Origin of the sequence: Marinobacterium sp. LSUCC0821, assembly GCF_012848475.1 — a bacterium.
GTDB lineage: Bacteria > Pseudomonadota > Gammaproteobacteria > Pseudomonadales > Balneatricaceae > Marinobacterium_E.
Window position 1 is genome coordinate 869,060 of record NZ_CP051666.1, and the last position, 26,117, is coordinate 895,176.

Annotated in this window: 25 protein-coding genes; 5 read left to right on the forward strand and 20 right to left on the reverse strand. The window is 48.5% G+C overall.

Annotated elements, in window-relative coordinates; all coding sequences use genetic code 11:
* Window positions 1-2: 2 nt before the first annotated feature.
* From HH196_RS04225 to HH196_RS04260, 8 genes are all read right to left on the reverse strand, one after another.
* Complete coding sequence (locus tag HH196_RS04225) at window positions 3-2,954, reverse strand: FimV/HubP family polar landmark protein (protein WP_169450821.1); 2,952 nt, start codon at window positions 2,952-2,954, stop codon at window positions 3-5.
* A gap of 127 nt (window positions 2,955-3,081) precedes the next feature.
* Window positions 3,082-4,053 carry an Asd/ArgC dimerization domain-containing protein gene (locus HH196_RS04230; RefSeq protein ID WP_169450822.1) on the reverse strand — a complete coding sequence of 324 codons (972 nt, stop codon included), beginning with the start codon at window positions 4,051-4,053 and terminating at the stop codon, window positions 3,082-3,084.
* 72 nt (window positions 4,054-4,125) lie between these two features.
* Entirely contained in the window at window positions 4,126-5,238 is a 1,113-nt protein-coding gene (asd, locus tag HH196_RS04235) for an aspartate-semialdehyde dehydrogenase (RefSeq protein WP_169450823.1), read from the reverse strand.
* Between the two features lie 98 nt (window positions 5,239-5,336).
* Window positions 5,337-6,422: a 3-isopropylmalate dehydrogenase gene (leuB, locus tag HH196_RS04240; protein ID WP_169450824.1), complete on the reverse strand. Its 1,086-nt coding sequence runs from the start codon at window positions 6,420-6,422 to the stop codon at window positions 5,337-5,339.
* A gap of 106 nt (window positions 6,423-6,528) precedes the next feature.
* Complete coding sequence (leuD, locus tag HH196_RS04245; protein ID WP_169450825.1) at window positions 6,529-7,176, reverse strand: 3-isopropylmalate dehydratase small subunit; 648 nt, start codon at window positions 7,174-7,176, stop codon at window positions 6,529-6,531.
* 21 nt (window positions 7,177-7,197) lie between these two features.
* Window positions 7,198-8,622 (reverse strand): 3-isopropylmalate dehydratase large subunit, encoded by a 1,425-nt coding sequence (gene leuC / locus HH196_RS04250; RefSeq protein ID WP_169450826.1) that lies wholly within the window; start codon window positions 8,620-8,622, stop codon window positions 7,198-7,200.
* Between the two features lie 193 nt (window positions 8,623-8,815).
* Entirely contained in the window at window positions 8,816-9,421 is a 606-nt protein-coding gene (locus HH196_RS04255; protein ID WP_169450827.1) for a YitT family protein, read from the reverse strand.
* 117 nt (window positions 9,422-9,538) lie between these two features.
* Window positions 9,539-10,213: a hypothetical protein gene (locus HH196_RS04260; protein ID WP_169450828.1), complete on the reverse strand. Its 675-nt coding sequence runs from the start codon at window positions 10,211-10,213 to the stop codon at window positions 9,539-9,541.
* 96 nt (window positions 10,214-10,309) lie between these two features.
* Here HH196_RS04260 and HH196_RS04265 point away from each other — a divergent pair, with 96 nt between their 5' ends.
* The 3 genes from HH196_RS04265 to phaC are packed head-to-tail and all read left to right on the forward strand — an operon-like array spanning window position 10,310 to window position 13,107.
* On the forward strand, window positions 10,310-11,191 hold the full coding sequence (locus HH196_RS04265; RefSeq protein ID WP_169450829.1) for a LysR family transcriptional regulator: 882 nt from the start codon (window positions 10,310-10,312) through the stop codon (window positions 11,189-11,191).
* Between the two features lie 37 nt (window positions 11,192-11,228).
* Entirely contained in the window at window positions 11,229-12,080 is an 852-nt protein-coding gene (locus HH196_RS04270) for a hypothetical protein (protein ID WP_169450830.1), read from the forward strand.
* Window positions 12,073-13,107 carry a class III poly(R)-hydroxyalkanoic acid synthase subunit PhaC gene (gene phaC / locus HH196_RS04275; RefSeq protein ID WP_169450833.1) on the forward strand — a complete coding sequence of 345 codons (1,035 nt, stop codon included), beginning with the start codon at window positions 12,073-12,075 and terminating at the stop codon, window positions 13,105-13,107. The genes HH196_RS04270 and phaC overlap by 8 nt, the downstream gene beginning before the upstream one ends.
* A gap of 1 nt (window position 13,108) precedes the next feature.
* On the opposite strand, the gene phaR is transcribed toward phaC, so the two are convergent.
* The 12 genes from phaR to prmB form a co-directional block, all read right to left on the reverse strand.
* The gene (gene phaR, locus HH196_RS04280) at window positions 13,109-13,558 is read right to left on the reverse strand and encodes a polyhydroxyalkanoate synthesis repressor PhaR (protein WP_169450841.1); all 450 of its coding nucleotides are present in this window, start codon (window positions 13,556-13,558) and stop codon (window positions 13,109-13,111) included.
* Window positions 13,559-13,607: 49 nt separating this feature from the next.
* The gene (locus tag HH196_RS04285) at window positions 13,608-13,868 is read right to left on the reverse strand and encodes a DUF6489 family protein (protein WP_169450843.1); all 261 of its coding nucleotides are present in this window, start codon (window positions 13,866-13,868) and stop codon (window positions 13,608-13,610) included.
* 77 nt (window positions 13,869-13,945) lie between these two features.
* On the reverse strand, window positions 13,946-15,100 hold the full coding sequence (locus HH196_RS04290; protein WP_169450845.1) for an MFS transporter: 1,155 nt from the start codon (window positions 15,098-15,100) through the stop codon (window positions 13,946-13,948).
* Window positions 15,100-15,732: a LysE family translocator gene (locus HH196_RS04295; RefSeq protein WP_169450847.1), complete on the reverse strand. Its 633-nt coding sequence runs from the start codon at window positions 15,730-15,732 to the stop codon at window positions 15,100-15,102. Before HH196_RS04295 ends, HH196_RS04290 begins: the two co-directional genes overlap by 1 nt.
* 58 nt (window positions 15,733-15,790) lie before the next feature.
* Entirely contained in the window at window positions 15,791-16,600 is an 810-nt protein-coding gene (locus tag HH196_RS04300; RefSeq protein ID WP_169450849.1) for an ABC transporter permease subunit, read from the reverse strand.
* The gene (locus HH196_RS04305) at window positions 16,597-17,502 is read right to left on the reverse strand and encodes an ABC transporter permease subunit (protein WP_169450850.1); all 906 of its coding nucleotides are present in this window, start codon (window positions 17,500-17,502) and stop codon (window positions 16,597-16,599) included. Before HH196_RS04305 ends, HH196_RS04300 begins: the two co-directional genes overlap by 4 nt.
* Entirely contained in the window at window positions 17,499-18,620 is a 1,122-nt protein-coding gene (locus tag HH196_RS04310; protein WP_169450851.1) for an ABC transporter ATP-binding protein, read from the reverse strand. The genes HH196_RS04305 and HH196_RS04310 overlap by 4 nt, the downstream gene beginning before the upstream one ends.
* Before the next feature lie 68 nt (window positions 18,621-18,688).
* Complete coding sequence (locus tag HH196_RS04315) at window positions 18,689-19,792, reverse strand: polyamine ABC transporter substrate-binding protein (RefSeq protein ID WP_169450853.1); 1,104 nt, start codon at window positions 19,790-19,792, stop codon at window positions 18,689-18,691.
* A gap of 255 nt (window positions 19,793-20,047) precedes the next feature.
* Window positions 20,048-21,286: a saccharopine dehydrogenase family protein gene (locus HH196_RS04320; protein WP_169450855.1), complete on the reverse strand. Its 1,239-nt coding sequence runs from the start codon at window positions 21,284-21,286 to the stop codon at window positions 20,048-20,050.
* Window positions 21,287-21,371: 85 nt separating this feature from the next.
* Window positions 21,372-22,493 carry a carboxynorspermidine decarboxylase gene (nspC, locus tag HH196_RS04325; protein ID WP_169452311.1) on the reverse strand — a complete coding sequence of 374 codons (1,122 nt, stop codon included), beginning with the start codon at window positions 22,491-22,493 and terminating at the stop codon, window positions 21,372-21,374.
* Window positions 22,494-22,735: 242 nt separating this feature from the next.
* Entirely contained in the window at window positions 22,736-23,833 is a 1,098-nt protein-coding gene (gene aroC, locus HH196_RS04330; RefSeq protein ID WP_169450861.1) for a chorismate synthase, read from the reverse strand.
* 36 nt (window positions 23,834-23,869) lie between these two features.
* On the reverse strand, window positions 23,870-24,784 hold the full coding sequence (prmB, locus tag HH196_RS04335) for a 50S ribosomal protein L3 N(5)-glutamine methyltransferase (protein ID WP_169450863.1): 915 nt from the start codon (window positions 24,782-24,784) through the stop codon (window positions 23,870-23,872).
* Window positions 24,785-24,855: 71 nt separating this feature from the next.
* On the opposite strand from prmB, the gene HH196_RS04340 reads away from it, so the two are divergent.
* Both HH196_RS04340 and folE read left to right on the forward strand, forming a co-directional pair.
* Window positions 24,856-25,431 carry a Smr/MutS family protein gene (locus HH196_RS04340; RefSeq protein WP_169450865.1) on the forward strand — a complete coding sequence of 192 codons (576 nt, stop codon included), beginning with the start codon at window positions 24,856-24,858 and terminating at the stop codon, window positions 25,429-25,431.
* Window positions 25,432-25,513: 82 nt separating this feature from the next.
* The gene (folE, locus tag HH196_RS04345) at window positions 25,514-26,053 is read left to right on the forward strand and encodes a GTP cyclohydrolase I FolE (protein WP_169450867.1); all 540 of its coding nucleotides are present in this window, start codon (window positions 25,514-25,516) and stop codon (window positions 26,051-26,053) included.
* The last annotated feature ends 64 nt before the right edge of the window (window positions 26,054-26,117 follow it).

A 26,117-nucleotide genomic window follows, 5' to 3' on the forward strand; every position in this document is an offset into this window, starting at 1 on the left:
AACTAAGCTTTATCCAACATCTTTAAGAGAGCATCTGCCTCTGCACGCTGTGCAACAGAGCCCGTTCGGCTAATTGCGGTAAGGATATCACGAGCAGCCTCAGAATCATCCATATCGATGTAAGCACGAGCCAAATCGAGACGAGTCTCATTTTCATCGGTACCGCTAAAGAGCTCACTCTCATCGCCGCTTGTCGATGACTGATCATTAAACTCTTCAACAATCTCAATTTCCGAATCAACTTCACCTAGGATACCGTCCAACTCCGCATCAAGCGCACTTGGCTGTTCGACATCAAACTCTAACAGCTCTTCGACAGGTTCAGGCTTAGAAGCCTCAACTGACTGAACGTCAGCTGTTGAGTCATCAAGGAAGGTGAGATCATCCAAAGAATCTAGCGACTCTTCAGTGCCCTCAGCACCTGCTCTCTCATCAATCTGTTCATCAACTTGCTCTGTTGATATAGCCGGCTTACCGCCTGCAAGCGCCCACAACTCATCATCAACGGCGCCCTGCCCCTCAGCTTCCAGCGCAGCAAACTCCGCTTCAAGATTGATAATACTGTGGTTATCATCCTCATGCATAGATGGCGAATCAGCTGTAGGGTTGAATGTCGCCTTAGAGTCTGTCGAGATCGACATCTCCACTGCAGGAATTTCGGATTCAGCTCTCTCTGCTGGAGCATCTTTATCGAACGGCGTCACGTTAAAGTCGAGGTCAGTTTCTGCAACTGGACGCGGCTGCATAGACATCGCCTGGTTAGCGCGCTGCTCAAGATCGAGATCATTTAGCTCTGAAACCGATGCCACTACACCCTCTTTGCCAAACTTAAGATCCACCTCTGCTGCAACTGGCTCTTCAGACCCAGTAGAGTCGTCCAGCTCACCGAGCAGAGTTTCGATCGAGTCATTAAGCTCGTCATCTAAAACCTCTGATTCGACAGTAAGCTCGGCATCAAGAGAGTCGGCCTCTTTTACAATCTCATCATCAAAATCATTTAACGAGAGGAGCTCATCAGGCTCATTTTCTTGCGCCGTTTCTGGTAGCTCGCTTGGCTGATCTTCTGACGCAATTTCAGAGACAACTTCCGATTCTGGTTCTGGTTCTGGTTCTGGTTCTGGCTCTGGCTCTGGCTCTGGCTCTGGTATCTGATCTGAATCAGAGATGAGCTCTAGTTCAACAACTTCAGTTGTTGGCTCTTCAGAGTGCTCTTTAGCACGTGCTCGCAACACCTCATCAATCATCGACTGAATTTCAGCTTCAGCCTGAGCGATGCTCTCCTGCACCTCATTTGATCTCTCCACCTCTGGCGAAGTAGCGTTGCTGATCAGTTGATCTGATGCGATCGTTTGTGAGTCCATCACAGCTTCTGCTGTAGCTGCGGTTGCAACTGGCACAGCAACAGAAGATGCAGAGGTATCTGGTAGGTTCGATTTAGTAGCGGCCTTACGACTGCTTCTCAGAAGCAGCAGCAATATCAGTAGAAGAACTAGAGTCCCAGCACCTAGGTGAGTTGGATTATTGCGAAGGTAGTTGATAGCACTGATGATGGGGTCTTCAGCAGCCACCTTATTCTGCTCAACCTGTGTCAGAAGCTCTTTCTGTAACTGGGCCATCTGCTGATCTTTCAGCTCGATGAGTCGCTGCATAGCGACCAATTGCTCCTGAATAGCATCTAACTTATCTGAAAGGTCCGCATTGTCACGCTCAACCTTTGCAACACTCTCTTGCGTAACAAGAAGACGGTCTTCAAGATCTCTATTCGCCTGCTCTAGCTGCTGCTCACGCAAAGATTGATCATCAGGAGTAGCCACTGCATTATCAACCTGCTCCGGCTGAACCACCTCGGTTGTAGCTGTTTCATCTACAGATAGCTTCTCATCAATAGGCGCCCCATTTGCAGGCGACTCTTTGAGAGGTGCCTCAGCCTGATCCTCTTTTGGGTTCTCCTCTTCTGTCTGCTCGGCAGGTTTTGCTGCAAGCAATTTTAGCTGTGCTTCATCCTGCACTGGCTGAGTTGGAGTTTCTACTGGAGCTGATACCTGCTGAGATACTTTCTCGTCGATTGGATCTGCAGGTTTAACGACCTCAGGCGCTGCGCGACCTGTCTGCCACTCTTCCCATTGGCGTTTAGTCTCTGCCAAAGCCTGACGCTTACTGATCTCTTTAGCCTGAGCTTCAGTCGGCAGGGTCATCAAGGTGCCCGCTTTGAGATTATTAATGTTGCCGCTAGGGAAGCTCTCTGGATTCAAACGCTGCAGTGCTAGCATCATCTGAGCAACCGATACATCAGCCGCTGGACGATTGTTATCAGCAATACTGTAGAGGGTATCGTTTACCTCAACATAGAGCTGTTTGTTGGTATCTGCAGTGGTTTTAAGATTTTGCGCTGCACCTGCACTTGGATTAGCTATCAAAACTTTTTCAGCCGCTGAAGAATCAGCTGATGTTGGAGTTAAAGAGGCCTCTTCCTGCGTTTCCGCGACTGCACTTTCAACAACTTTATCAGCACTGTTTTGGAGAGTCGGTTTTTGGATAGACTCAGGTACACCCTGCTCTGCGATCAAAGGTGGATCAAGTAGCAATGTATATTCACGAACCAACCGACCATTTGGCCAGTTCACCTCCATCAGGAAGCTTAAAAAGGGTTCGCGCACTGGATCTTCAGATTGAATCAAGATCTTTCCGGCACCATCGGCACCAATCTCAACTTGAAACTCAATTCCATCTAAAGAGCGAGAGCGTGAGATACCCGCCAAATTGAAATCATCGATATTGGCAAGCGCAGGACGAATTTGAGCAGCACGAAGATCCCTTAGCTGTAGCAGCGAGACTTCCGCCTTGAGTGGTTCATTAAGGGCAGACTCTACCTGAATCTCCCCCAAACCTAGGGCCATTACATTTGATGAAAAAATTGCGGTTGCGACCGCTAGATTGAGTGCCAATCGACGCACAACTGTTTCCCCAATAGTGCACACCTAGATGCGCAACATAAATAGTCGTTACTGCAGTATTGTTGCTACCTGACGGGTGGTCAAGTTAACCCGTCAGTTTTTTCAAACTAAACGGGTGTAAGTCCGATCAGTGCTTAGGGATTAATGAGCTAAGAAGCCCCATCAGATTGGCAGCACGACCGAAACGCTGCTCATCAAACATCAGAGTTGCAAGCAGCGTTTGATCAACGCGCGGATCTTTACGAACACGGGTTACCAAACACTCTTCACGACCAATCATCATCTGAGTCGCAGTCGATTTACCCTCACTCCAACGCAGTGATTTATCTCTATCGACAGCTGCAGTGACATCGGCCAGTTCAATTTTCGAGCTCGACTCGATGGTCAGCATCACGCTGGTACCGTGGAACATAGGCACCTGTACAGTTGAAACGGAGGTTTCTGCATCTTCAAACAGCTGTTCCGCATCATCAGCGATACGCGCTTCAACTGCGGTTTCAGACTGATCGTTTAGGTCGAAGGTTTGCGCCAGTGAGTTGAATGCAAGCGTTGCACCGAGGTACTGTTCGGTCGCTTCACGACCATTTAAAAGTGCAGCAGTCTCAAGTGCTAGCGCCTCAACACCAGCGCGATCATGGGCACTTGCAGGTAGCGCAACAGCAACGTTAAGGCGCAACGGTTCAACCTTCGCTTTAATCGCATCACAAAAACGGAATAGAGCAAGCAATGCAGGCTCTGGCGAGCGATACCACTGCCCCGACTCAAGCGAGCAGGCGCCAGCAATAGCAAGTTCAGCACTATCCGCTTCAAGGTTATTGTATAGATCGATTAGGGTTGCACCCTCAGATGCCATCTCCAAAATCTCTTTTGGAATATTAGGCGCGGCCAAAACAACTACATTCGCTTCAGCATAAGGCGCCTGATCATATTCACGTACAAGTGTTGAGTGGCCGTTAACCATCAACGAACGGCCCGCATCCGCTTCGCCATCCCAGAGTGATAGAGAGATCTCACTGGCGATTGCACTATCCTCAAATAGTTCAAAAAACTGATCAGCAGCTAGCGAGCCAACACCAACAATAAATACCTTAACGCTCATCCGAAACCTCACATCAACTGGTAAAACAAAGAGGCCCGCACAGTGGCGGGCCAGAGTAGAAGCGCTTAACTATTACGCTTCTAGAAGGATACGTAGCATACGACGTAGCGGCTCTGCTGCACCCCAAAGAAGCTGATCACCCACGCTGAATGCGTTGAGGTACTGCTTGCCCATCTTCATCTTACGAAGACGGCCAACAGGCACAGTTAGGGTACCTGTCACTTTAGTAGGAGTGAGCTCTTGCATCGTGATCTGACGATCGTTTGGTACAAGTTTAACCCAGTCATTCGCTTCAGAGATCATCTGCTCGATCTCATCCATTGGCAGGTCTTTGTTCAACTTAATTGTGAACGCCTGGCTGTGACAGCGCATTGCACCGATACGTACACAGGTACCATCAATCGCGATTGGGTTAGCGTTGCGACCAAGAATCTTGTTGGTTTCAACGTAGCCCTTCCACTCTTCCTTAGACTGACCATCTGCAACAGGTACATCGATCCAAGGGATCAAAGAGCCTGCTAACGGTACACCAAAGTTATCAACGGCTAGATCGTTACGCATAGTGCTAACAACCTGACGATCGATATCAAGAATGGCAGAGGCTGGATCTTTAAGCAGCGCTTCAGAACCATCGCGGATTTGACCCATCTGAGTGATCAATTCACGCATGTTACGTGCACCTGCACCAGACGCAGCCTGGTATGTCATCGATGTTAGCCACTCAACGTGACCCGCTTTAAATAGACCACCAAGACCCATCAACATAAGCGAAACAGTACAGTTACCGCCTACGTAGGTTTTGATCCCTTTAGCTAAGCCTTTATCGATCACATCACGGTTTACCGGATCAAGAATAATGATCGCTTCATCATCCATACGAAGCGCTGATGCAGCATCAATCCAGTAACCCTTCCAACCTGCAGCGCGCAGTTTAGGGTAAACCTCTTTCGTGTAGTCGCCACCCTGACAGGTAATAATCGCATCCATCTCTTGTAGTGCATCAATATCTGACGCATCTTTAAGCGGAGCAATCTCTTTACCTATGTCTGGACCAGCAGCACCCACCTGAGAAGTGGTGAAGAATACCGGTTCAGCGATCTGATCAAAGTCACGCTCTTCCTGCATACGCTGCATAAGAACGGAACCCACCATACCGCGCCAGCCAACAAAACCTACACGATTCATATTTAACCTCAAAAAACTTTAAAGCCACCCAATTATTGTTTGGTGGCTATATCAAAAAAGGCCGGATTTAACCGGCCCTTTAACTAGTGACCTATCGATTATGCACTTAGTGCAGCGATAACAGCGTCACCCATTTCAGTCGTCGAAACCTTCGTCATACCTTCTGAGAAGATATCGGCAGTACGCAGATTTTGATCCAAAACCTTGCTTACTGCTGCTTCGATTCGATCTGCAGTCTCGCCCTTATCAAGCGAGTAGCGCAACATCATAGCGGCAGATAGGATAGTTGCCAATGGATTTGCGACGTTTTGACCTGCAATATCTGGTGCGGAACCGTGACACGGCTCAAACATACCCTGCCCTTTAACGTTCATAGATGATGATGGAAGCATACCGATTGAGCCAGTAAGCATTGCAGCAGCATCCGACAGGATATCACCGAACATGTTACCAGTTACCACTACGTCGAACTGCTTAGGTGCACGTACTAGCTGCATTGCAGCGTTATCTACGTACATGTGGCTTAGTTCTACTTCAGGGTATTCTGCTTTTAGCTCTTCCATCACTTCACGCCAAAGCACGGTCACTTCAAGAACGTTAGCTTTGTCGACAGAACAAAGTTTCTTACCACGCGCCATCGCTGCTTCAAATGCAACACGACCGATGCGCTTGATCTCCTCTTCGTTATATACGTAGGTGTTGTAACCTTCACGAAGACCCGCTTCAGTCGTGCGAATACCGCGAGGCTGACCGAAGTAGATACCGCCTGTTAACTCACGAACGATAAGGATATCTAGATCTGAAACCACTTCAGGCTTCAAAGTAGAAGCGTGCGCTAGCTGTGGGTAAAGAATTGCTGGACGTAGGTTACCGAACAGACCTAGCTGGGTACGAAGACCAAGCAACCCCTTCTCTGGGCGAATCTGAAAATCTGGGTTGGTATCCCACTTAGGACCACCCACAGCACCCAAAAGAATACCTTTAGAGTCATGCGCTTTAGCCAGTGTCTCTTCTGGAAGCGGTACACCTGTCGCATCGATAGCAGCACCACCCACGTGAGCTTCATCAAACTCAAGACCAAGGTTATCCTGCGCGTTAACTAGCTCAAGTACACGACGCGCCTGAGCAACAATCTCAGGACCAATGCCATCACCTGGCAGAATCAAAACTTTGTTTTCGTTCATCTTTATTTCCTTTTATTTCGCGGCTTGTCGCTTCGCTCCAATGCGCTCCTACGAAGTACCCTGTAGGAGCGCATTGCCTTGCAAAGGCAAGCCGCGAAAAGATCAATTACTTAATCGCGTCAAACAACCAAGGTGCTTCTGCGCGGCGCTTCGCTTCGTATGCACGAATATCATCGGCATGCTCAAGTGTTAAGCCGATATCATCCAAACCGTTCAATAGACAGTGCTTACGGAAGCCGTCTACATCAAAGCTATACTCTTTTCCGTTTGGACTGATCACCTTCTGGTTTGCAAGATCAACCGTGAGGCTCATGCCTGGCGCTGCCGCTACTGCCTGGAATAGCTCTTCCACTTCAGCATCTGTCAAAATGATCGGTAATAGGCCATTCTTAAAACAGTTGTTGAAGAAGATATCAGCGTAGCTCGGTGCAATCACTGCACGGAAACCGTAATCATCCAGCGCCCAAGGAGCGTGTTCGCGGCTTGAGCCACAACCGAAGTTGTTGCGTGCCAACAGCACACTTGCGCCAGCGTATTCTGGCTTGTTTAGCACAAACTCTGGATTCAATGGACGACCAGAACAGTCTTGATCTGGTTGACCTTCATCAAGGTAACGCAGCTCATCAAAAAGGTTTGGGCCAAAGCCAGAGCGCTTAATAGACTTAAGGAACTGCTTTGGAATGATCATGTCGGTATCAACGTTGACGCGATCAAGCGGAGCAACAACACCTGTGTGAGTCGTAAACTTTTTCATATCTCTATCTCCCGCCCTAACTTAAGAGTTCAACTCAAAATCGCGAACATCAACGAAGTGACCCGCAATCGCAGCAGCTGCTGCCATAGCTGGGCTCACAAGATGTGTGCGACCACCGAAGCCCTGACGGCCTTCGAAGTTACGGTTAGAGGTAGAGGCACAGTGTTCACCATTACCCAACTTATCTGGGTTCATAGCAAGACACATAGAACAGCCTGGCTCACGCCACTCAAGACCCGCTGCAATGAATATCTCATGAAGGCCTTCAGCTTCCGCCTGCGCTTTAACAAGACCAGAACCAGGAACTACAAGAGCCTGCTTCACTGTGCTTGCAACTTTGCGCCCTTTAACCACAGCAGCTGCAGCGCGCATATCTTCGATACGGCTGTTTGTACAAGATCCGATGAATACACGATCCAACTTGATATCGGTAATCGCCTGATCCGCTTTCAATCCCATGTACTGAAGAGCGCGCGTGATTGAGTTCGCCTCATCCGCATCTTTAGCATTAGCAGGATTTGGAACTGTACCGTCTACGGCAACAACCATCTCTGGAGAGGTACCCCAGGTTACCTGTGGCTTGATATCAGCCGCGTTGATCTCAACAACCTTGTCGAACTTAGCGTCGGCATCTGAAACGAGATCTTTCCAGTTCTCTACAGCTGCATCCCATTGCGCTGCTGTTGGCGAGAATGGACGACCTTTAAAGTACTCAATCGTCTTGTCATCAACCGCCACAAGGCCCACACGAGCACCCGCTTCGATCGCCATGTTACAGATGGTCATACGCCCCTCGACTGAGAGTGAGCGAATCGCAGAGCCGCCGAACTCCATCGCGAACCCTGTACCACCGGCAGTACCGATAACACCGATTACATGCAGTACAACGTCTTTAGCAGTCACGCCTACGCCAAGATCACCCTCTACACTAATCAGAAGATTCTTCATCTTCTTAGCGATCAGACACTGAGTCGCAAGTACGTGTTCAACTTCAGATGTACCAATACCGTGAGCGAGTGCACCAAAGGCACCGTGGGTAGAGGTATGAGAGTCACCACAAACGACTGTTGAACCAGGAAGAGTCATTCCCTGCTCTGGACCTACGACGTGAACGATACCTTGGCGCTCATCAAGCATCTTGAACTCGACAATGCCGTACTCATCACAGTTCTCATCCAGCGTCTTAACCTGAATACGTGAAACGGGATCTACGATCTGATCAACACCGCCTGAACGCTCAGTTGTAGGAACGTTGTGGTCTGGGGTCGCCAAGTTAGCGTCGATACGCCAAGGCTTACGACCCGCCATACGCAGGCCTTCAAATGCCTGTGGCGAAGTTACTTCATGAAGGATCTGACGATCGATGTAGATCAGAGAACTACCATCATCGTTTTGACGCACTAGGTGTGCATCCCAAAGTTTGTCATATAGCGTTTTACCAGCCATTACTCTCTCCTGGTATATCCCACGTTTGCACGTGTTTTTAAAAGTGGGCAAATAGTAACCAACCCGCCAACGATAGACAAATTCATTATTTCGATAAATTAGATTCCAATTAGGAATACAAAACCACAACGGGGTCAGAGTAGTCTTATTAGACTACTCTGACCCCGTTGTGGATAAGTAATGCAGGTTTGGATTAAAAACCGGTGTAACGACCCGGCTTATGGTTAACCGCGAGAACGAAATTAAGCACTACAGCGCCTAGAATTGATACAGCAAGAAGCATAGGCGGGACTATCCAAAGACCCGCTACAACGATCGATACATCCAGGGCCATCTGCGATTTTCCGACAGGAATTTTGTACTTCTCTTGCAGGTAGAGTGCGAGCACATTAAAACCACCTAGACTCGCCTTATGGCGGAACACAATCAACAGACCAATACCCACCATCAAGCCACCGCCAAGCGCTGCAAACCAAGGCTCAACCGAGCGAATATCAACCCAGTAAGGGATAAACTCGGTCAGCGTTGAGACAAGCGCTACTGCCAATACGGTTTTAAAAGTGAAGCGCCAGCCCATACGTTTAATCGCCAAGATATAGAACGGCAAGTTGACGCAAAACAGAGTTAGACCGAAGTTAAGACCGGTCGAGTAGTGGATCAGAATCGCAAGCCCTGTGGTACCGCCTGTAAGCAGCCCAGCCTCTTTAAGAAACAGAACCCCCATCGCAACCGCCAGCGTGCCAGTGACTATCGCTTGGATATCTTCAAATAGAGAGTGTTTGTGTAGTTTGGTTTCCATACCAGTTCCAAGAAATTCATTTTCGCGGCTTCAGGCTGTGCCTGAATGCGCTCCTACGATGCTTTGTAGCTGTGCTGTAGGAGCGCATTCCATCGAAGATGGAAGCCGCGAAAAATATTAAGAGTAGATAAACGGCGCTAGCTCAACACCCACAAAACCGACTGGCTTCATGATCTTATCGTCTGAGGTGCGCTTTAGAACAAACACTTTACGGCCGAGGTAGCTCGATTCATGCGCTTTAACCTCTTCACCCTTACTTGCATAGTGAGCAACTGAGGCATCTGCCACCTCTTGAGACTCAACATACTTAGAGGCGTTATTGTCGTTCACAGCTTGCTGGGCACCTAGGAAATCGACCGGTAGGTCACGCACCAAAGAGATCGCAGCACGCAGTGTAGCGGAGACAAACTTATTATCTCGAAGCACTTCACGGGTACGCCCTTCTGGTCGAGTCTCATCCGATGCTAGCTCTTTGAGAACCTTCATGATCAACTCCTGCTGACCCGGAGGAAGAACATAATCATCATTAATCTCAGCGGAGGTTTTGGTTAACGCTAGGTAGTAGCTCGCTGTAACAAAGATATCGCAGACTGCATCGAGAGTTTCGGTAAGGTCGCCCACATCCATTGCATGAATCAGTTCATTCAACTCTTCAACGACACGCGCCTCTTGATTAAGCAACTCATCTACACTTGCTTCGCGGCTGCTCGGGTACTTACCTGCGGCGTCATTCCAAGCCACGATTTCGTCGGCAAAACGTTGAAGTGGTGCGGCGTAGTTAGGGAGTGTCATCGTTCGTCTCTTGTCTGCTTAAAAATTATGAGCTGTATTGTCGCGATGTTTTGACTTAAATTCTAGGGATTGAGCGATTTAAGATATGGAGTCACTTTGGATACCGCCGCCCTTACCGCCTTTGTTGAAGTTGCCCAAGCTGGAAGTTTCTCTGGCGCTGCACATCGACTCTTTTTGACCCAGTCAGCTGTCAGTAAGCGTATTGCACAACTTGAGGAGCAGTTAGGCTCTAAGTTATTTGATCGAATTGGCCGTCAGATTCGCTTAACGGAAGCGGGCAACTCCCTATTGCCGCAAGCGCGTCGAATTCTTGCGGAGCTTGAGGATGCCAAACGACTACTGAACAATTTAAGTGGTGAAGTTGCTGGCAGACTATCCTTAGCAGCGAGCCACCACATTAGTCTGCACCGCTTACCGAAGACTTTACGTCGCTTCACTCAAGCACACCCAAGCGTAGAGATGGATCTTCGTTTTTATGAGTCAGAGGTCGCTTATGACGCCGTAGTGCATGGTGATATAGAGCTTGCCCTTATTACGCTGTCGCCTGAAACAGATCCTCGTATTCATGCAGAGACGCTCTGGGTCGACCGCCTCTTCTACTGCGTCTCGAAACACCATCCGCTAGCAAAACTTAAGAAGATCGATTTCAAGACGATTAACCAGTACCCAGGGATTCTTCCTGCACCAGACACCTTCACCTCACGCATCGTGCATGAACAGCTTTTACAACTTGGGCTAGAACCCAACCTAGGCATCAGTACAAACTACCTAGATACCATTCGCATGATGGTTCAGGTCGGCTTGGGTTGGAGCCTGCTTCCAGAGACACTGATCGACAAGGAGCTTGTTAAGTTACCTGCAGATATCGATTCGATCGAACGTCCATTAGGTTTTATCTACCATCGCGACAGAACACTCTCTAATGCCGCTAAAGCACTGCTTGCTATGCTTAAGTCGGATACGTTTGAGGCTTCATAACCACAGCAGAGTGCTTTACCATGGAGGCATAACATTTGTGGATGGATCGCGTGTGAACAACCCCCTCTTTACTCAATTTTCGGATTGGCTTGAAAGAGTTAACCTTGCCAATAACGAACTTCAGCCGAAGATGCTGAAAGAGTGGCGCACGCTAATCAGCCAGATTGAGCTTCATCCAGAGCAACTCTCTACCAACCATAGCCACTTAGTTAAAACCCTAGCTCGCAACTCTCAGACGCTTGTGGATGCGCTAGGCCGACTTAACGATGGTGAGTCTGAGTTAGAGACGAAACTCGATAAGCTTCGTAAAGAGCTACACCAGTTCAATGTCCAATCACTGTTGCATCAAGCAGCCCTACCACAACAACTTGCACCCTTGCTCTTTACCCAGACGGATCAGTTGCAGAGTTTCAATCAGGAGCAGCTAGAGAAGTTTGAACAACTGCGAGGCTCTCTAAACTCACCGCAATTTGCCAAGCTCAACCAAGTCATTGACGCATTCATTGATTGGCAGCAATCCGGCCAATCGCTCCTTGCTGAACTCAATACAATTGTTGAGAGTGCAACAGAGCAGTGGTTAGCGCAGGTGGATAACGATTCCGAACCAAGCGCGCAAATTGCTCTTTGGGGTTCGATCTATGACCTCGCTTACCGCGATCGTTTTGAACAACCCACCATGCAGATGGCGCAAAGCAACTGGCTCAACCACTGGGCGGACCTGAAAATCGCATGGCGCGATATGATTAGCCAATACAGTGATCAGCTGGGCATCCCCTCTCCTTCTCAGGTCGATCAACTGGTTGAGCAACTTGATGCACAACGTCGTCGTATTCGCCAACTAGAGCGTAAGCTTGATGAGCTCTCATCCAAGGTAGCAAGAGATGAGTAACTCATTCGATCAATTCACCCAGTCTCAAGCGCAACTAGGTAAAGCGTTTAAAGTTTTGAATGAGATGGCTGAAGTTCCAGAGACTGCGCTGCAAACTGAGAGCATCTATCAACTCGATAAGATGCGTCTGCTGCACTTTAAGGCCAAAGGTAGAGCGCGCAAAACACCGCTACTAATCTGCTATGCACTGGTGAACCGTCCAACCATATTGGACCTCGAACCCGAACGATCGCTTATCCAAGATCTCTGCAACAAGGGTCACAATGTCTATTTGATCGATTGGGGCTATCCAGACCTCTGTGATAGACACCTGTCACTTGAGGACTACATAGGTGACTACCTTGCAACCGCAGTTGAACAAACGCTTCAACATGCCAAGGCTCAACAGGTCGATCTCTTGGGTGTCTGCCAAGGGGGAGTCTTCTCACTCTGTTTTGCCAGCCTCTATCCAGAGAAGATCCGCAAACTGGTGACTCTAGTGACGCCAATCGATACAGAGGTCGATGGCTTTACGCTGAGTGCTATGACGCGCGAAACAGATGTGAATAAACTTGTTGCCGCTTATGGCAATCTACCAGGCTCACTGCTCAATCAAGTCTATGCAGCCCTTAAACCGCTGCAGCTTGGGGTAGTAAAAGATATTAATTTAGCAAACAACATTAAAGACTCTGCAAGCGCTGCAACCTTCATGCGCATGGAGCGTTGGATTAATGACAGCCCCGACCTAGCTGGTCGTGCTGCAGTTGAATTTGCTGAACTCTTCTTCCAGGGAAATGGCTTGGTGAATCGCTCGATCCATCTACTCAATCGACAGATTGATCTTAGAAAGATCACATCACCGGTGCTCAATATTTTTGGTAAGCAGGACCATCTAGTTCCGCCTAAATCGAGCCAAGCACTTAAAGGGTTGTTAGATTCGAAAGTGGACTATCAGGAGTTAGCGCTAGAGGGTGGGCATATTGGAGCTTTTGTTGGTTCTGGATCACGCCACCAGACAGTAGACGCGATCCATCAACATCTAAAGTAGACTACTTCTCGTTCGTCTCTTCGGTTTTAGTGCCAGGCGTAAACATGTTCCAAAGCGCCATGTTTTTGTCGGCAAGGTTGTTCATCATCGTCAACGGATTGGCAGCGCCCATCATCGTCTTCATCTGATCACGGATTCGGTCTTGGTGCTCAAGGAAGGCACCAATACTCTGCTCTAGGTACTGACTCATCATCCCTTGCATGCTATCGCCGTAGAAACGGATAAGCTGCTGCAGTACCTGGTTAGTCAGTAGCGTACCGCCACCGTCAGCCTCTTGCTCTGCAATGATCTGAAGAAGAATGTTTCGAGTCAAATCCTGGCCAGTTTTCGAGTCCTGAACCTGGAAGGTTTCACCGTTAAGCACTAGCTGCTTTACATCTTCAAGCGTCACATAGCAGCTACGCGATGTATCGTATAGGCGACGGTTGGTATATTTACGAAGAATTCGCACTAAGTGTACCTCTTATAAAATCGCGCTGTAGGTCGTGGAGCTGTGCGCGTTACTTCTTGTTTTTCTCTGTTTCGGTGCTGCCACCGCTCATCATCATATTGAAGAAGGACTTCTGCATCGCTTCCATCGAGGTAAGCCCCGAATTGAGGTAAGGCTTCATAAGGGACATAGGATCATACCCCTCGGCGCCTGAAAGCATCTGCTGACGAAACTGCTCTACCATCTCCTTCTGAATTTCAGAGACATCGGGTAGACCTAAAGTGCGACGAAACTCTTCGGGTGTCAGATCGACATCGACGGATATCTTCATAGCAATCCTCCTAATGAGATTAGCTACAGCATAACCGATATTTTCCGCAGTGCAAAATAGGGCCTTAGCCTAATAACTCAATTTACACTGCGATGTTGTGCAAGTTTCCCAAGTGCAACAATTAGGTAGGCAACAAGACTCGCTGCTGCTGCAAAAAGGAAGGCATATTGTGCGCCCAAATAGTGCCATAGATAACCTGCAGCAATTGAGCCTAGCAAGCCACCCATACCAAAACCGAGACTTGAGTGAAGTGCCTGCGCACGGCCCTCACTGCCTGCAGGAAAGAGCTCCTGTACTAGACGAATACCGCTCGCGTGAAGCACTGCAAAACTGGCTGCATGCATTAATTGTGATGTGATAACTACCGAAGTCGAATCTGCAAAAAAGGCCAACATCAACCAACGTATCACCGCGATGATCAGACTAGCCAACAGCACTCGAGTGAAATCAAAACGATCCCAAAGTTTGTGCAGCACAGCAAAGAGCGCTATCTCTGCAGCCACCCCTAAAGACCAGAGCAGACCAATCGAAATTCCACTGTAGCCCTTATCTTGCAAAAGCAGAGTGTAGAAACCGTTGTAAGGGCCATGCGCCAATTGAGCAAAGAAGATCACCAAGAAGAATTGAATCACTATCGGTTGGCGCATCACACTCGCGATAGCGACCTTACCTCCCTCCCCTTTAACTGGTGCGGCAGCAGGCCTTGGCACTAACCAGGTCACCAGGAAGATCGCAATCAATGCGACAAATAGTCCGTAAGGTACCCAACCTATTCGCTCACCAATAAAAATTTCACCGCCTAGCATGACGGAGACGACAAAACCGACCGAGCCCCAAAGCCTTATCTTTCCGTAGCGATCTCGCTTAGTACCCAGATGTGTCAGGGTAACCACTTCAAACTGAGGGAGTATCGCATTCCAGAAAAAGGAGAAGCAGAGAATGACAACAATGAGCGGCCAAAAGCTCTGCACAAAGATAAAGGGAACAAAGGTAACAAGAGCCAACAAAGCACCTAAACGAACAACACGCATACGATCCATGTAGCGATCCGCTATCGACCCCCAAATACTGGGAGCATAAATGCGTGACAGGTGAAAGGCGCCAAGCAACCAACCAATCTGCTCTGCACTAAATCCAATACTAGCAAGGTAAGGAGACCAAAAAGGCATCACCAAACCAAGCAGTGAGAAGAAGGTGTAGTAGAAGAGTGACAGTCTTAACTCTAAACGCATCAAATACTTCGCTCTGCAAGAGCAATTCGAAGACCCAGAGCGATAAAGACGCCACCACTAACTGCATCAACAGCCTTTAGGAAGGCTCCTTTAGCAATTAGTGTTCGGGCACGATGTACCGCGAATACCAGTACGCCCTGCCAGATCATAGCGATAACAAAATGGAGAGTTGCCATCATCAACGATTGAGTCAGCGCTGAGTACTCCGGCAAAATGAATTGCGGCAAAAGGGCCATATAGAAGAGCAATGTTTTAGGGTTGAGGAGATTATTCAGAAAGCCTTGATAGAACGCGCGTCCCTGCCCCACCGGTTTAGAGCAACCCACCAACAGCAGATCGCGACCACGCACTGCATCCAAAATCGCTTGCAGGCCAAGATAGATCAAATAGGCGGCACCAAGATACTGAATCCACATGAAGAGTTGCGGTGAGCTTGCCAACACTGCAGCCACACCCAAAGCACTCAATGCACCATGAATAAAGAGACCGCAACAGATACCAAGGCTTGCCATTAAACCCACCTGCCAGTTAACAGTAGCACGACGCAGCACCATCAGCGTATCAACGCCGGGGGTAAGAGTTAGCAGTGTGATGGCTATTAGAAAAGAGAACCAGGGGAAGAGTTCGAGCATAAAAAATCCCAGATGAAAACAGACTCAGTTTTAACATCTGGGACCAGTCATTGGGAACCTATTTCTGCTGGCGTCTCTCTTGTTTGTAGATAATTCGACCCGCCACAAGTACAGCAAGCGCAACAATGCCCACCATAATGGTCGCTAGCGCATTGATCTCTGGACTCACACCTAAGCGAACACTCGAGTAGACAACCATCGGCAACGTGGTTGAACCAGGGCCTGAAACAAAGCTCGCAACAATTAGATCATCCATTGACAGCGTGAAAGCTAGCAGCCAGCCGGCCAACAGTGCTGGCGAGATAATTGGCAGGGTAATCAAGAAGAAGACTTTAAATGGATGCGCGCCAAGATCCATAGCAGCCTCCTCTAACGACTGATCCATGTGCGCCAAGCGACTGCGAACCACAACCGTCACGTAGGCCATAGAGAAGGTCGCATGAGCGATGGTAATGGTGGTTTGACCTCGCCCATCTGGCCAACCGATCATCTGCTCCATAGAGATAAACAGTAACAACAGTGATAGACCGATGATCACCTCAGGCATCACAAGTGGTGCCGCCACCAGGGTATCGAGAGCTGAGCGCATTTTTGTTCGTTTAAAACGAATCAACACAATTGCAGCTAGAGTTCCCAATACAGTCGCCACCGAGGCGTTCATCGCTGCGATCTTAATACTGAGCCAAGCCGCTGAGAGAATCTGGTCATTGTGCAGCAGTTCGCCATACCACTTGGTACTGAATCCAGCCCAGACAGTAACAAGGCGGCTCTCGTTAAATGAGTAGACAATCAGACTGATGATCGGGCCGTAAAGAAATGCGTAGCCCAACACCAGGGCACTGAATAGAAATGGAGAACGTCTAATCACGCTTCGTTCTCCTCTGTACGCTGCTCCATATGGCGAAGCAGCACAAATGGGATAATCAGCACAACCAGTAACACAGCGGCCAAGGCTGAGGCGAGCGGCCAATCTTTATTGGCGAAGAACTCCGTCCACATCAACTTACCGATCATCAAACTGTTGGGACCGCCGAGAAGATCGGGGATCACAAACTCCCCCATAACAGGAATAAAGACCAGCATCGAGCCTGCAATCAAGCCAGGCAGTGAGAGCGGTAAGGTGATCAACAGAAACTGCTTAATCGGCGGACAGCCAAGATCTGCAGCGGCTTCTAGCAACGAGATATCAAGACGGACTAGGGTTGCATAGAGTGGCAACACAATAAACGGCAGATAACTGTACACAACACCGATATAGACCGCTGTTGGGGTATATAGAATATCAAGCGGTGCGTCGATCAAGCCGCTCCACATCAAAAACTGGTTCAACAAACCGTTGTTTTTTAGGATACCAATCCAAGCGTATACACGTATCAGGAAGGAGGTCCAAAACGGCAGGATAATCAACATCAAAAGCGGCAGTCGCCAATGGACTGGAGCACGCGCGATTCCGTAGGCCATTGGATAGCCGATTAGAATAGCGATAAAAGTTGAGATAGCGGCCACCTTAACCGAGCCCAACAGTGCATTTACATAGAGCGAGTCCTCAAATAGCAGTTGGTAGCTACCAAAATTGACCACGAGGGTCATGATGCCATCTTCGAATTCGCGGACCAGATCCATATAGGGTGGCTGCGCGAGTTGCGGCTCAGCCAGACTGATCTTTAAAACAAACAAAAAGGGCAATACAAAGAATAGACCCAACCAAAACCAAGGGACTGCGGCGATACCGACCCGCCCCCAGTTAATGGACTCTAAACGCTGCTTCATTCCGTCAACACTCCAGCGGCTTGCGGAGCCCAGGTAAGCGTAACAGTTTGCCCCCAATCTAAAGGCTGTTCAGCTAGAGCTTGGGTATTTGACTGGGTAAACTGTACACGTTTACCTGAAGGGAGATCGATGTGGTAGATCGATACGTCACCTAAGTAGGCGATCTCTTCTATAACGCCCTGAATAGTATTTGCAGCGCCCTCTTCAGCTTCCGTCACTAGACGCAGTTTTTCTGGTCGAACAGCCACAGTCACATCGACACCAGAAGCAATTGGGTGGCTATGGAAGATGCTAAGCATACAGCCCGCCTCTTCACTAAAGATATTGATACAGTCCTCTTCTTGCGACTCAACCGTACCATTGAAAAGATTGATCGAACCGAAGAAAGAGGCTGAGTAACGTGAGCGCGGGAACTCATAGATCATGCGTGGTGTATCGACCTGCTCGATGCGGCCTTCACGCATAAGCGCAACACGACTAGACATAGTCATCGCCTCCTCCTGATCGTGGGTAACCACAATGAAGGTGATGCCTAGACGCTCTTGAATGTTCACGAGTTCGAACTGTGTCTGCTCACGCAGTTTCTTGTCCAATGCACCTAGAGGCTCATCGAGCAGAAGAATACGCGGATGTTTTGCCAGTGCACGAGCAAGCGCAACACGCTGACGTTGGCCACCCGATAGCTGGTGCGGTTTACGCTGTCCAAGTGCTGAGATCTGCACAAGATCGAGCATCTCCTCGACACGCTCTTTACAGGCATCAGCCGGCATACCCTCTTGTTTCAATCCAAACGCGATGTTGTCGATAACATTCATATGCGGAAAGAGCGCATAGGATTGGAACATCATATTGATTGGACGACGGTACGGTGGCACGTCCGTAATATCTTTACCATCGATAAAGATACGACCAGCTGTCGGTGTTTCAAAACCAGCCAACATACGCAGCAGGGTTGTTTTACCACAGCCTGATGAGCCCAGTAGCGAGAAGAACTCACCGCGATAGATCTGTAGGTTTACATCATCAACCGCGTACATAGATCCAAAGGTTTTGGTCACACCTTCGATACGTACAATCGGTTCTTCATCCAATAAGATAGAGGGAGCTGATGGGTGCATTGTAACTCTGCTGGTAGTGTTTACAGTGGATGAAGGGCCCCAAGAGGTTGGGGCCCTTCAAGTTTTGCTTATTGACCTGTTTTAACGCGGGTCCAAGCACGCGTTACATTACGTGTTTCACGATCTGTAGGCGTTTTAAGAGAGAACAGTTTTTCACGCGTTGAAGCTGGTGGGTAGATACCGGCATCCTGACGGATCTCTTCATCAACAAGTGACTCAGAAGCAGCGTTGGCATTCGCGTAAGCAACGTAGTTAGTGATATCGGCAATCACATCTGGACGCAACAGGTAGTCTACAAAAGCGTGAGCTTCTGCTGGGTGTGGAGCATCCGCAAGTAGTACAGCAACGTCAGTCCAAACCACTGCACCTTCACCAGGAACTAGGTAGGCAACGTTAACACCGTTATTCGCTTCAGCAGCACGATCACGCGCCTGCAGGATATCGCCACTGTAACCATGCGCCACACAGATATCACCGTTCGCAAGGTCGTTGATGTACTGTGAGCTGTGGAAGTAGCGAATGTTAGAACGCACTGCATTCACAACGTCTGCCGCTTTCTGAGTACCCTCTTTGCTGTAGTCGTTAGGCTCTGCACCAGCAAAAGCGCGCGCAGCAACGAATACCTCTGTTGGGTCATCCATTAGCGTTACGCCACAGCTCGCAAGCTTAGCGACAGTTTCAGGATCGAAAACGAGTGACCAGGTATCCAGTTTCGCATCTGCGCCCAGGATCTCTTTTACCTTGTCTACGTTGATACCAATACCAGTGGTACCCCACATGTAGGGAATCAACATATCATTCTTAGGATCGATATCAGAAAGGGTATGCAGGATATTGGCATCTAGGTTGTTGTACCCAGAAAGTTTGCCAAGGTCATAAGCCTGGTAGAGGTTCGCTTTAACATGGCGATCCGCAAATGGACGAGCGGTAGGGAACGCCACATCGTAACCACTCTTACCCGCTAGAAGCTTAGCTTCCAACACCTCATTCGAGTCATACACATCGTAAACGACTTTAATGCCAGTCTCTTTCTCAAAGTTAGCAATTGTCTCTTCAGCGATGTAATCAGACCAGTTGTATACATTTACTGTCTGCTCAGCTTGAGCCAAGGTTGTGCCAGCAACAGCTAGTGCAGATGCCAACAGGCTTGCACCTTTAACCCGAATTTTCATGATATCGATATATCTCCAAGATAGTGTAAATGGGCAGCCTGCCCACAAATTTGCGACTATGGCGAAAAACTAAACAAAAAACCAGAAAAAATATTCAATCAATCTTCTGCAATACCAGACTATTTAAGGCCGTAAGAGAGATAGAGCACTACTGATATAAAAGCCATTCAAGCCGGTTTTACGGCCCTAAAAGAGAAAAGGGTCACCCACTTCATGGGCAACCCTTTAAAAAAATAATAGCTTTAAACTATCAATTTAGAAGTGAAGCGGACGCTCGCCATTCTCATCACGGATCCAAGTTGGCAGACCCATGTGATTTAGGTGATTCAGGAATGGACGCGGATCCAGCTCTTCTACGTTAACCATTGTCTTACAATCCCACTCACCGGTAGCGATTAACAGTGCTGCAGCAACTGGCGGTACACCCGCGGTGTAAGAGATACCCTGGCTACCCACTTCGTTGTAAGCATCTTTATGGTCAGCCACGTTGTAGATAAACACTTCACGCTCTTTACCATCTTTAGTGCCCTTCACCTGATCACCAATACAGGTCTTACCGGTGTAGTTAGGTGCAAGTGACGCAGGATCAGGAAGACAGGCTTTAACCACTTTAAGTGGAACAACGCTCTGCCCTTCAGCCGTTTCGATTGGCTGCTCAGAGAGCAGGCCTAGGCTCTTAAGTACTGTAAATACTGTGATGTAACGCTCACCAAAGCCCATCCAGAAACGAACATTTGGACAACCTAGGTTAGCTGAAAGAGAGTGAACTTCATCGTGTCCGGTCATATAGCTGGTACGCTCACCCACCACTGGCAGGTTATCTGTACGGCTCACTTCGAACATCTGGTTAGTCTGCCACTGGTTGTTCTGCCAAGAGTAGACACGGCCAGTAAATTCACGGAAGTTGATCTCTGGATCGAAGTTGGTAGCAAACCAATGGCCATGCTCACCGGCGTTGATATCGATGATATCAACCGACTCCAAAGTATCGAAATATTCATTTTTAGCTAGCGCTGCATAAGCATTAACAACGCCTGGATCAAAGCCACAACCCAGGATCGCAGTGGTGCCTGTCTCTTTACAACGGTCACGACGTTTCCACTCGTAATTGCCATACCAAGGTGGGTTTTCACAAATCTTTAAAGGATCTTCATGGATCGCAGTATCTAGATAAGCAGCACCGGTTTCGATACACGCCTCTAATACATACATGTTGACGAAAGCTGAGCCAACGTTAAGGACAATCTCTGATCCAGTATCACGAATCAGTTTCGCAGTTGCTGCAGTGTCCATTGCATCCAATGCGTATGAAGTGAGTTTACCTTCAACTTTCATAGCACCTTTTTCGTGGATGCTTTCGATGATTGCATCACATTTATCTTTGGTTCGGGAAGCGATCGCGATATCACCGAGAATATCATTGTGTTGTGCACACTTGTGGGCAACAACCTGAGCGACGCCGCCGCCACCAACAATTAAGACATTTTTTTTCATGCTGCTTAGCACTCCATATTCAGGGAGCGAGGCTCCATTAAACTTAAAACCGTTAAACTTTTAACCGCTAACTACCTCCTAAAAACTAGGAGAGGTTGTCAACGAAGTCCTGATAACCAAATTCACGAACCAGCTCGATAGAACCATCAAGCTGTTTAACTGCTATGGACGGCATCTTTACACCGTTAAACCAATTCTTTTTCACCATGGTGTAGCCACCTGCATCCTCTATTGAGATGCGATCACCCGCTTTAAGTTCGTGATCAAAGTTAAACTCACCAAAAATATCGCCGGCAAGACAGGATTTACCACAGATCTGATAGGTAAACGGGCCATCACATGGCGACATGCGTGCACTCTCACGGTAGATCAGTAGATCCAACATGTGCGCCTCAATTGAGCTATCAACTATCGCAAGGTCTTTACCGTTGTGAAGCGTATCCAACACAGTCACCTCAAGGGTAGTGCTCTTAGTAATCGATGCTTCACCGGGCTCTAAGTAGACCTGCACGCCATATTTATTAGAGAAAGCTTTAAGGCGTGCACAGAAAGCATCCAGCGGGTAATCATCACCAGTAAAGTGAATACCACCACCCAGGCTGATCCACTCCATCTTCTCAATCAGATGACCGAACTTAGCCTCGATCTGATCGAGCATGCCACTGAAACGCTCTAAATCGCCATTCTCACAGTTGTTGTGAAACATAAAGCCCGAGATCTGATCGACCACTTTCGCAATGCGCTCAGGATCCCACTCACCCAATCGACTGAATGGACGCGCTGGATCAGCAATGATGAATTCAGAGGTGCTAATACCTGGGTTTACACGCAGACCACGCTTTTTATTGCGGCTCTGCTCTTCAAAGCGCTGGAACTGGTTGATGGTGTTAAAGATGATCTTGTCACAGTTGTTCAGCACCTCGTCGATCTCATGATCGTCGTATGCCACTGAGTAAGCGTGCGTCTCACCAGGAAACTTATCGTGACCTAGCTTCACCTCGTAAAGGGATGAAGAGGTAGTACCGTCCATGTACTCAGACATCAGATCGAATACAGACCAGGTTGCAAAACACTTAAGCGCCAACAGAGACTTAGCACCCGAGTGCTCACGCACGTAGGCGATCTTCTCCATATTCTTTAGAAGCTTAGCTTTATCAATGAGGTAGTAAGGAGTCTTCAACGAAACCGTATTAGAGGTCTTTAACATCATCGCACCCAGTCAAAATAAAGCGCGAGATTTTACAGAAATTGAAATGCTTTAGCGAGTTTTGTAGGAGCGCATTCCCTCAAGGAGGGAAGCCGCGAAATTCAGAGTGTGTAGCGTAATTTGAAGGCGGATGACAGGCTGAAGGCTTATCACTAGTGCCATTTATTAGATCTGAGTCACCGTGACAGGCCTTCAGCCTGTCATCGGTTTTATCAGCAAGCACCAAAGATTATCGACCGGAATTAAAGCTGCCCAAGCACCGGTGTATCCACCTTAACATCAGCATTCTGAGCACGGTGGCGAAGTAGATGATCTACCAGCGTCAGTGCCATCATCGCTTCAGCGATAGGCGTTGCACGAATACCAACACAAGGATCGTGACGACCTGTTGTGATCACTTCACAAGCATTGCCATCTTTATCAATACTGCGACCTGGAATACGCATGCTTGAGGTAGGCTTAAGCGCGATGTGGGCAATAATATCTTGGCCACTAGAGATACCACCTAGAATGCCGCCGGCATGGTTAGAGAGGAATCCTTCAGGAGTCATCTCATCACGATGCTCTGTACCCTTTTGCGCTACAGAGGCAAAACCATCACCGATCTCAACACCTTTAACAGCATTGATACTCATGAGGGCATGCGCAAGATCAGCATCCAAGCGATCGAAGATCGGCTCACCCAAACCAACAGGTACACCCGATGCCACTACGGAGATCTTAGCACCTACAGAGTTACCCTCTTTACGCAACGCATCCATATATTCAGCCATCTGCTCTGCAGCAGCGGCATCCGGGGAGAAGAATGGATTGTTAGCCACTTCATCCCAATTAAAGTTCGCAGGATCAATCGCAATCGGCCCAAGCTGAGATAGGTAACCGCGAATCTCAACACCAAATGCGGCAAGCACTTTCTTGGCTACAGCACCCGCTGCGACACGCATCGCAGTCTCACGGGCTGATGAGCGACCGCCACCGCGGTAATCGCGAATACCGTATTTGTGATGGTAGGTGTAGTCGGCATGTGCAGGACGGAACTGGTCTTTAATATTACCGTAGTCTTTAGAGCGCTGATCGGTATTCTCAATCAACAGGCCGATAGATGTACCGGTCGTCTTCCCTTCAAACACACCTGAGAGGATCTTCACCTCATCAGCTTCGCGACGCTGAGTCGTATGACGAGAAGTACCTGGCTTGCGACGATCCAAGTCACCCTGAAGATCATCTTCACAAATCTCGATTCCTGGTGGGCAACCATCAATAATCGCGCCCAGTGCTGGGCCATGGCTCTCACCAAAGGTGGTAATTGTGAAAAGTTTTCCGTAACTGTTACCGGACATTATCTATTCCTACTCGTTGAACCGAAGGCTCAAGTGTTAAATCAAATCTTGGTGGGCACGCAGTGAAGGGGCATCGATAACAAACACGCCGTTACCTCCCTCTTCCAACTCAACCCAAATCAAAGGTAGCTCAGGGTAGGCTTCCATCAGGTGCACCTCTGAGTTACCAACCTCAACAACCAACAGACCCTGTTCGCTCAGATGACGACCCGCCTCTTTGAGAATTCGACGCGTAATATCCAAACCATCATGGCCGGAGCCCAATGCCATCTCTGGCTCATGGTGATACTCATTAGGCATTGAGGCAAGATCTGCTGCATCCACATAAGGTGGGTTGGTCACGATCAGATCGTACACCTCACCATCTAAGGCATTAAAGAGATCACTATGGATGGCACGCACACGATCTTCAAGTTCGTGGCGCGCAATATTAGTGTTTGCAACCGCTAAAGCATCATCGGATAGATCGACCAGATCTACCTCTGCGTGCTCAAAAGCATAGGCACAGGCGATACCGATACAGCCACTACCGGTGCATAAATCCAGAACTCGCTCTACATCAACATCGCCTAACCAAGGCTGAAACTCTTGCTCAATCAACTGCGCGATAGGTGAGCGTGGAATCAGAACACGATCATCTACGTTAAACGGTAAACCCATAAACCAAGCTTCACCGGTGATGTATGGAAGCGGACGGCGCTGCTGACAACGCTGCGCTACATACTCAACAATTTTAGCCCGTTCAGCCGGCAATAGACGAGAATCGAGGAGCTCCAGTGAGCTATCCCAAGGTAGATCCACTGCATTGAATACCAACTGCAGCGCTTCATTCCACGCCTCATCATGACCATGCCCAAAATAGACCTCATGGCGATTCATTTCGCTAAGGGTCCAACGCAAATAGTCACGAAGTGTCACTAGCGTTGAAGTTACGGCTTGATCTGAACTCATCTGTAATCCGATAATTGGGTTTTTAAAGATCCGCTAGTTTACCTGTATTCACACTGTCTGATAAGAGCACTATGTCTGATAAGAGCGAGCGATACAGCGATTTCGCTGCATTAAAAGAGGCCTTAAAAGGGGTTAAGCCCATTGCACAGGAGCGTGCCGATATCGAGCGCCCTTCCAGCAAGGTCGATTCGCGCTCAATTGACTACCGTCGTCAAGCCGCCATGGAGCAAGATGAACTAGTGGTTGATGGCCTTAGTTCTACTCAGAATGAGCTCCTCAGCGCTGAAGAGAGCGTTCTATTTGCCATGCCAGGTGTGCAGGAGAGGTTACTTAAGCGGATGCAAGCGGGTCACCTTCCCTGGGAGGCGGGCCTTGATCTTCACGGTTTCTCCATCGATATGGCGCGTGAAGAACTTCACTTATTCATTAAGGAGTGTCGCCGCCGAGGTGACCGTACCCTATTGATAGTGCATGGTAAGGCCTATACAGATCCCGGCAAACCAGCATTGATGAAAACCTATGTGACTGGGTGGTTGCAGCAGACCGAGGGTGTCATCGCTTTTAGTTCTGCACAACCTCAGGATGGCGGCACCGGTGCTCTATATGTATTGCTTAAACGCGACCAAGATCACACACAACGCGACTAATACTTTACCTAGCGGCCCCATTGGCGTATGTTTGCCGGCTTAGATTTATAGGGACGCAAGCGCCCATCGAGAGGAAAGGGTGATGGAAAAATCATACTCAGAAATCATTGCAGCACTTGGAGAAGATCTTTCTCGCCCAGGTCTTGTAGATACGCCAAAACGCGCTGCGAAAGCGATGAAATTTTTGACGCGTGGCTATGAGCAGTCGCTTGATGAGGTTGTAAATGGCGCCCTCTTTCCATCAGATAACTCTGAGATGGTATTGGTAAAAAACATTGAGCTCTACTCAATGTGTGAACACCACATGCTGCCATTCATTGGTAAAGCACACGTCGCTTACATCCCACAGGGCAAAGTAATTGGCCTCTCTAAGGTTGCACGCATTGTCGATATGTTTGCTCGTCGCCTGCAGATCCAAGAGCAACTCACTACTGAGATCGCTGAAGCTCTGCAAGAGGTAACAGGCGCGCTAGGCGTTGGCGTTGTGATTGAAGCGCAGCATATGTGTATGATGATGCGCGGTGTAGAGAAACAGAACGCAATGATGAAGACTTCAATGATGCTTGGCTCATTCCGCTCAAACCCAGCCACTCGCGCTGAGTTCTTGTCGCTTGTTAATTAATTTTTGATTCGCGGCTTCAGGCTTCGCCTGAATGCGCTCCTACGGTGTTTTTTTAAAGTAATGT